The sequence below is a fragment of the Neisseria sp. P0008.S010 genome (assembly GCF_051962715.1).
Taxonomy (GTDB): Bacteria; Pseudomonadota; Gammaproteobacteria; order Burkholderiales; family Neisseriaceae; genus Neisseria; species Neisseria elongata.
In genome coordinates this window covers 1-8,051 of record NZ_JBQCVA010000069.1, presented here as the reverse complement: position 1 = coordinate 8,051, position 8,051 = coordinate 1, and the positions used below count along the sequence as shown (strand labels likewise).

Annotated in this window: 6 protein-coding genes; all 6 read left to right on the top strand. The window is 51.5% G+C overall.

Annotation, left to right across the window (positions count from 1 at the left end):
- Positions 1-451: 451 nt before the first annotated feature.
- Entirely contained in the window at positions 452-1,570 is a 1,119-nt protein-coding gene (locus ACTHSL_RS11875) for an ABC transporter ATP-binding protein (RefSeq protein WP_440381563.1), read from the top strand.
- A gap of 13 nt (positions 1,571-1,583) precedes the next feature.
- Positions 1,584-2,558 carry an ABC transporter permease subunit gene (locus ACTHSL_RS11870; protein ID WP_440381562.1) on the top strand — a complete coding sequence of 325 codons (975 nt, stop codon included), beginning with the start codon at positions 1,584-1,586 and terminating at the stop codon, positions 2,556-2,558.
- Entirely contained in the window at positions 2,551-3,444 is an 894-nt protein-coding gene (locus tag ACTHSL_RS11865) for an ABC transporter permease subunit (RefSeq protein WP_440381561.1), read from the top strand. The genes ACTHSL_RS11870 and ACTHSL_RS11865 overlap by 8 nt, the downstream gene beginning before the upstream one ends.
- 138 nt (positions 3,445-3,582) lie before the next feature.
- Positions 3,583-4,215 carry a Smr/MutS family protein gene (locus ACTHSL_RS11860; RefSeq protein ID WP_440381560.1) on the top strand — a complete coding sequence of 211 codons (633 nt, stop codon included), beginning with the start codon at positions 3,583-3,585 and terminating at the stop codon, positions 4,213-4,215.
- A gap of 442 nt (positions 4,216-4,657) precedes the next feature.
- Positions 4,658-7,327, top strand: a complete 2,670-nt coding sequence (gene aceE, locus ACTHSL_RS11855; RefSeq protein ID WP_440381559.1) for a pyruvate dehydrogenase (acetyl-transferring), homodimeric type — start codon at positions 4,658-4,660, stop codon at positions 7,325-7,327.
- Positions 7,328-7,444: 117 nt separating this feature from the next.
- A partial coding sequence (locus ACTHSL_RS11850; protein ID WP_440381558.1) for a biotin/lipoyl-containing protein occupies positions 7,445-8,051 on the top strand: 607 nt, incomplete at its 3' end.

Here is an 8,051-nt window from a genome sequence, read left to right as displayed (position 1 = left end):
TGCTTCTTTGGATTAGGTTTTCGTATTTCATTTGGAAATTGTAAATCTTCAGGATACTTTCGCAAGAGGTCTATTGTTAAATATTTATATAATTAGACAAGGGGCGTTATCAGGGCTTACAGTCGATTTATTATTCCTAAATCAAGAAGCAAAAGGGCAGAAAAGGATATTTTTCAAACACCAATCATCGGCTTAGTTATATCGGGCCAAAAGAAACAATGTATGGGATTGTTGCATTTTGTCCCGCAAACAAACTGCCGGCCCAAAATATCCGCAGCACGGGATAATTTTGTTTGCCCCCAAGGCTTATCCACCAATATAATGAGCGGTTTTTTAGAACACCTTACGCAGCCCGTTCGTACCGGAAGGATACCCAACCTGTACGACCGACCCGTATTCACCTCTTCGAGTTCCGTTCCAGCCGGTATCGAGTTTCTTTGGAGCATTAAAGATGACCACAGAACCCGCCGCCCAGCCCTATCTGCAAATCAAAGGCCTGGTTAAAAAATTCGGCAGCACTTTTGCCGTCCGCCAAATCAATCTTGACATCCAACAGCATGAAATTTTCGCCTTACTGGGCAGTTCCGGCAGCGGAAAATCAACCCTGCTGCGCATGCTGGCCGGCATGGAAACCCCGAGTGAAGGCAGCATCATCCTGGACGGCCAGGATATTACCGCCCTCGCCCCCTATGAGCGTCCGATCAACATGATGTTCCAAAGCTACGCCCTCTTCCCGCATATGACGGTTGAGCAGAACATCGCATTCGGTTTGAAACAAGACAAATTGCCTGCCGATGAAATCAATGCGCGGGTCGAAGAAATGCTCCGCCTGGTGCAAATGACCAAATACGCCAAACGCAAGCCGCACCAACTCTCAGGCGGCCAGCAACAGCGTGTGGCACTCGCACGTTCTCTAGCCAAGCGTCCGAAACTGCTGTTATTGGACGAGCCTTTGGGTGCATTGGATAAAAAACTGCGTCAGCAAACCCAGCTTGAACTGGTCAATACTTTGGAAAAAGTGGGTGTAACCTGCATTATGGTTACCCACGACCAGGAAGAAGCCATGACCATGGCTACCCGTGTGGCGATTATGTCTGACGGCGAGCTGCAACAAGTGGATACACCAAGCAACATCTACGATTATCCCAACAGCCGCTTTACCGCAGAATTCATCGGCGAAACCAATATTTTTGAAGGGAAAGTGGTGCACAAAGATGAAGGGCATGCCCTAATCGAATGTGACGAACTGCCCAGTAAAATCTACACCGACCAAAATTTTGATGGAAAAGTCGGTCAAACCATCTGGGTCAGCATCCGCCCCGAAGATATTGATTTACACAAAGAAAAACCAGCGCACCGCGATACCTACAACTGGGCGAAAGGCACGGTAAAAGAAATTGCGTACTTGGGTAGTTTTGCGATTTATCACGTACAAATGCAGAGCGGACGCATCATCAAAAGCCAAGTACCCGCCCCTTACTGGTATGTGCGCAACATTACGCCGCCCACTTGGGGTGATGAAGTGTACCTCGACTGGCCGGAAAACCAGCCTACCCCCCTAACCCGCTAGGAGGCCGTCTGAAATGTCCGTCAATATCAAACGCCGTCTGCGTCCGGGACGGAAATTGGTTATCGGCATCCCATATGTTTGGCTGCTGCTGCTGTTTTTGATACCTTTTTTTATCGTCCTGAAAATCAGCTTCGCCGAGCAGGATATTAAAATCCCGCCGTACACCGATTTATTTGTAACCGATCCGGAAACAGGTAAGCAGACTCTGCATATCGTTACGCAGAATTATAAAGATATCTTCCAGAATTTCGGCGGTACACTGTCGCAAATGCTGGGGCTGTCGCCTGATGATGGTGACAGCAATATGTATCTGCGAACCTATTGGTCGTCGCTGAAGACAGCCTTTGTTACCACCCTGATCTGCCTTTTACTCGGCTATCCGATGGCTTATGCCATTTCGCGTGCCAAACCGGCCTACCGGAACGGCCTGTTGCTGGCGATCATGTTGCCTTTCTGGACTTCCTTCCTGCTGCGTGTTTACGCTTGGATGGGGTTGCTTACTTCCAACGGTATCATTAACCACCTGCTGATCAAGTACGGCATCATTGATGAACCGCTGAATATGTTCTACAACGCCTTTTCACTCCAGCTGGTGATGGTTTACGCCTACCTGCCGTTTATGATCCTGCCGCTTTACACCCAACTGATCAAACTCGATAGCAGATTGCTGGAAGCCGCTTCCGACTTGGGTGCCGGCCCGATTAAAACCTTCTTCTCCATTACCCTGCCCCTGTCGAAAACCGGCATCGTGGCAGGATCGATGTTGGTTTTCGTTCCGGCTGTGGGTGAGTTCGTTATCCCGGACTTGGTTGGCGGATCGGATAACCTCATGATTGGCAAAGTATTGTGGATGACTTTCTTTGAGCAGAATAACTGGCCTTTGGCTTCCGCCTTGGCTGTGGTTATGGTGCTGTTGCTGGTCGTGCCGATCACCTTCTACCACCGTTATGAAAACCGCCAATTGGAAGAAGGAGGGAAAAATGGCTAACAAACAGAAGTTGTCTTGGTTTTTAAAAGCAATGCTTTTCCTCGGCCTGGCTTTTCTCTACATCCCTTTGATTGTATTGGTAGTCTACTCCTTCAACGATTCGAAGCTCGTTACCATCTGGGGTGGTTTTTCTACTAAATGGTATGCCAAGCTGCTGAATAACGACCAAATCTTGGAGGCTGCATGGTTGTCACTCCGCATAGCCGTTGTTTCCTCCTTAGCCGCCACAGTACTCGGTACTTTAGCCGGTTATGCATTGGCTCGGATTAAACGTTTCCACGGCAGTACCTTGTTTGCCGGTATGGTATCGGCACCCATGGTTATGCCCGACGTGATTACCGGCCTGTCGATGCTGCTGCTGATTATCCAAGTGCAAACCATGCTGCAAGGCATTTTCGGAAACACTTCTTCGTTCGGTAACGGCTTTTTTACCATTTTCCTCGGCCATGCCACCCTATGTATGGCTTATATTACCGTTGTCATCCGTGCCCGTCTGGCCGAGCTTGACCAGTCTTTGGAAGAAGCGGCTATGGATTTGGGTGCGCGCCCGTTGAAGATTTTTTTCGTGATTACCCTGCCGCTGATTATGCCGGCCATAGTTTCCGGCTTTCTGCTTGGCGTTACCTTGTCACTGGATGATTTGGTGATTACCTCGTTCTTGTCCGGTCCCGGCTCATCCACCCTGCCGCAAGTGATTTTCTCCAGAATCAAACGCGGGCTTGATCCGCAAATGAACGTGTTGGCCACCATCATCATTGCAATCGTCGGTACTTTGGTTATCATCATGAACTGGTATATGATGCGTCAGACCACCCGACGCGAACGTGAGGCTGCCGAGGCAGAACGGCAAGAGAGGCTAGCAATGGAACAAGCCATCCATCATTGATGCAGACAGTCAAATAAGCATATAGTAGAGGCCGTCCGAAAACCATTGTCCGTATCCCGGCATATGTTTTCAGACGGCCTTTTTGAAAAACAAAAAACGACCTCATACGGTCATCAACTTTCACTTAAAACCATCCCCATGAATTCAAACAACGATTTTCAAGCCATTTTAAAAGACCTTGGAAAACAGGCGCGGAAAACAGCGGAAAAACAGGTCGCAAAACAGCAGGCGGTGCAAAGCGAACAAAATAAGCAAATAGATTTTTCGGCCATGATGGCCGATGTCAAACCCCTGAAAAGCGGCAGCGGCCGTTATGAGCAACCGCGCGATTTATCCCCTATCAAACCGCGCCCCAAAGACGATGGAAAATCTTTGGAAGACGGCTACTTTTATATCGGGGACGGGCAATGGCTCGACATACCCTCTTCATTCAGCAAAAACGGGCGCGGTCAAAACGACATCAAACGCCTGCAAAGCGGCTATTACCCTGTTATTGCCGATGTCGACCTGCACGGCTACACACAAGAAGAAGCCCAGCAGGTATTGAACGAATTTATTGCTTTCGTCCAACGGCGGGGGGTGTGCGGGGAAATTATCCATGGCAGCGGATTGGGTTCCTCCGGGTATCAGCCAAAGTTGAAGAACCTGGTCCGCCGTTGGCTGATGATGCATCCCGACGTTTTGGCCTACGCCGAACCGCATAAAAATAATGACGGCGCAGTCCTCATCCTACTCAAGCGGCAGCGGAAAACGGATGAGTCGGCAGACTGACTCTTTACTTTTTTTAACCTTAAAAGGCCGTCTGAAAGCATCTTTACCGCATCGGCGGTAAATTTTCTTTTTTGATTTATTTATTCTTTATCGAACAATAACCGGACTGTATTTCAGCTATCGGAAGTTTGAAAAAGAAAAAATACCCTCTTTGCTGCGGTATGCTTTTTTGATTCCGCACAAATATGGCCCATGACGGTTTGCAAGCCCTGCCGATAACTGATAGCATTTCGGCGCGAAAATGTATCGCTAAAAAACGCTTTAACAACCGTTTCAAAAACTTTGTTTAACAAGCTTTTGAAAGCTATACATATTACTTCAATCAACCCCTTTTCGTCCGTCTTTCGGCCGTTAGGGAAAATTTCAGACGGCCTCCATGTCCGCAAACTCAACATCGCGGCGTTGTGCCGTGTTCCGTAACTCTCCACTGAAGGGATTATCCATGTCCAACCAAATTAACGACATCGATCCGATTGAAACTCAGGAATGGTTAGATGCCTTAAGCTCCGTGCTGGAAAGCGAAGGCACCGAGCGAGCGCATTTCCTGCTGGAAAATCTGGTGAAATACACCCGCCGCCGCGGCATACACATGCCGTTTGACGCGACTACCGCCTATTTGAATACGATTCCGGTAGGCAAAGAGCAGAAATCGCCCGGCAATCACGAGCTGGAACACCGCATTCGCTCCATCATCCGCTGGAATGCGGCTGCCATGGTACTGCGCGCGGGCAAAAAAGATTTGGAACTGGGCGGCCATATCGCCTCCTTCCAATCTGCTGCCACTTTGTATGATGTCGGCTTCAACCACTTCTGGCGTGCCAAAGGCGAAGGCGAAGAAGGAGATTTGGTATTCGTACAAGGCCACTCCGCTCCCGGCATCTATGCCCGTGCCTATGTAGAAGGCCGTCTGACAGACGAACAATTGGATAATTTCCGTCAGGAAGTCGGCGGTAACGGTCTACCGTCTTACCCTCACCCGCACCTGCTGCCCGACTTCTGGCAGTTCCCGACCGTATCGATGGGCTTGGGCCCGCTGATGGCGATTTATCAGGCGCGCTTCCTGAAATATCTGGACTCACGCGGTTTGAGTAAAACCAAAGGCCGCAAGGTTTGGGTATTCTGCGGCGACGGTGAAATGGACGAGCCGGAAAGCCAAGGCGCAATCGCATTGGCGGCACGCGAAGGTTTGGATAACCTGATTTTCGTCATCAACTGTAACCTGCAACGTTTGGACGGCCCGGTTCGCGGCAACGGCAAAATTATCCAGGAATTGGAAGGCAACTTCCGCGGTGCCGGCTGGAATGTATTGAAAGTGATTTGGGGCAGCCGCTGGGATGCACTGCTGGCACGCGACACCAATAACGCACTGAAAAACCGCATGAACGAATGTCTGGACGGCGACTACCAGACTTATAAATCCAAAGACGGTGCATATGTCCGTGAACATTTCTTCAACACGCCCGAGCTGAAAGCCTTGGTGGCCAATATGTCCGATGACGAAATCTGGGCATTGAACCGCGGCGGCCACGACCCGCACAAAGTATATGCGGCTTATTATGAAGCTGTGAATAACGCGGACGGCCGTCCGACCGTAATTCTGGCCAAAACCATTAAAGGTTACGGCATGGGCCAATCCGGCGAAGCACAAAACGTTGCCCACCAAGCGAAAAAAATGGACAAGGATTCGTTGAAACAGTTCCGCGACCGTTTCGGCATCAAGGTAACCGACGAGCAAATCGAGAGCGGCGACCTGCCCTATATCCGTTTCGCCGAAGACAGCGAAGAGATGAAGTATCTGCGCGAACGCCGCAACGCCTTGGGCGGTTATCTGCCGCAGCGCAACCCGAACAACGAAGCATTGCCGATTCCTGCTTTGGCCGATTTCGACGCACAGTTGCAATCCAGCGGCGACCGCGAATTTTCAACCACAATGGCATTTGTCCGCGTGTTGGCCACTCTGTTGAAAGACAAGCAAATCGGCAAACGTATCGTACCGATTGTACCTGACGAAAGCCGTACCTTCGGTATGGAAGGCATGTTCCGCCAATACGGCATCTGGAATCCGAAAGGCCAGCAGTACACGCCGCAGGATAAAGACCAGCTGATGTTCTATAAGGAATCGGTAGACGGTCAGATTTTGCAGGAAGGCATCAACGAACCGGGTGCGATGGCCGACTGGATTGCGGCTTCGACCAGTTATGCGAACAACCGTTTCGCCATGATTCCGTTCTACATTTATTATTCTATGTTCGGCTTCCAGCGTGTCGGCGATTTGGCCTGGGCGGCAGGCGATATGCATGCGCGCGGCTTCCTGCTGGGCGGCACAGCCGGCCGGACGACGCTGAACGGCGAAGGTTTGCAGCACGAAGACGGCCATAGCCAGATTCAGGCCGACCTGATTCCGAACTGCATGTCCTACGACCCGACTTTCTCTTACGAAGTGGCGGTGATTGTTCACAGCGGCCTGCAACGGATGTATGTGGACAACGAAGACGTATTCTTCTACATCACACTGATGAACGAGAACTACACCCATCCCGCCCTGCCGCAACGCGAAGGCATCGAAGAAGAAATCCTGAAAGGTATGTATCTCTTCAAAGCCGGTGAAAAAGGCGGCAAAAAAGTTCAGCTGATGGGTTCGGGTACGATTTTCCAAGAAGTGCTGGCTGCCGCCGATTTGTTGAAACAGGATTTCGGCGTGGATGCGGACGTTTGGTCCTGCCCGTCCTTCAACCTGCTGCACCGCGACGCCATCGAAGTGGAACGCTACAACCGCCTGCACCCGCTGGAAGAGAACAAACTGCCGTTCGTTACCAGCCAACTGCAAGGCCACGAAGGCCCGGTGGTCGCCGCCACGGATTATGTCCGCAGTTTCGCCGACCGCATCCGTGCGTATATCCCCAATGATTATCATGTGTTGGGTACGGACGGTTTCGGCCGCTCCGACAGCCGCGCCAACCTGCGCTCGTTCTTCGAAGTGGACCGCTACAATATCGCGGTTACCGCGCTCAGCGCCTTGGCCGACCAGGGCAAAATCGGTAAGGAAACGGTTCAGCAGGCGATTGAGAAATACGGTGTTAAAACCGATACCGCGCCAAGCTGGAAACGTTAAGCGGCTTTCAGACGGCCTGACATTGATTGGAAGGCCGTCTGAAAAGGAATCAATCAGGCCGTCTGAAAAAGGCTTCTTATTTTCAGACGGCATCACAAGATACAAAAGGAAGGCTCAATGAGCATCGTAGAAATCAAAGTACCCGATATCGGCGGTCATGAAAATGTGGACATCATCGCCGTAGAAGTCAAAGCCGGCGACACCATTGCCGTGGACGACACCCTGATTACGCTGGAAACCGACAAAGCGACCATGGACGTGCCTGCCGATGCAGCCGGCGTGGTTAAGGAAGTCAAAGTCAAAGTGGGCGACAAAGTGTCCGAAGGCGGCGTCATCCTGCTGGTGGAAACCGCAGCCGCGGCCGATGCGCCCGCTGCACCTGTTGCCGAAGCTCCTGCCGCCACCGCGGCTCCTGCACCCGCTGCCGCACCTGTCGCTGCCGGCGGAGTGGAAACCGTCGCCGTCCCCGACATCGGCGGCCATGAAAACGTGGACATCATCGCCGTCGAAGTCAAAGTGGGTGATACCGTTGCCGTGGACGACACGCTGATTACGCTGGAAACCGACAAGGCGACCATGGACGTGCCCTGTACCGCTGCCGGCGTGGTGAAGGCCGTGCTGGTGAAAGTGGGCGACAAAGTATCCGAAGGCGCGCCGATTATCGAAGTGGAAACCGCCGGTTCTGCTGCGGCCGCCCCCGCCCCTGCGGCCGGAGCCCCGAAAG

Bases quoted from the DNA above. Each gene is read 5' to 3' on its own strand.
- ACTHSL_RS11860 (WP_440381560.1), top strand. From the start codon at position 3,583: ATGAATTCAAACAACGATTTTCAAGCCATTTTAAAAGACCTTGGAAAA.
- ACTHSL_RS11870 (WP_440381562.1), top strand. From the start codon at position 1,584: ATGTCCGTCAATATCAAACGCCGTCTGCGTCCGGGACGGAAATTGGTT.
- ACTHSL_RS11865 (WP_440381561.1), top strand. From the start codon at position 2,551: ATGGCTAACAAACAGAAGTTGTCTTGGTTTTTAAAAGCAATGCTTTTC.
- aceE (WP_440381559.1), top strand. From the start codon at position 4,658: ATGTCCAACCAAATTAACGACATCGATCCGATTGAAACTCAGGAATGG.
- ACTHSL_RS11875 (WP_440381563.1), top strand. From the start codon at position 452: ATGACCACAGAACCCGCCGCCCAGCCCTATCTGCAAATCAAAGGCCTG.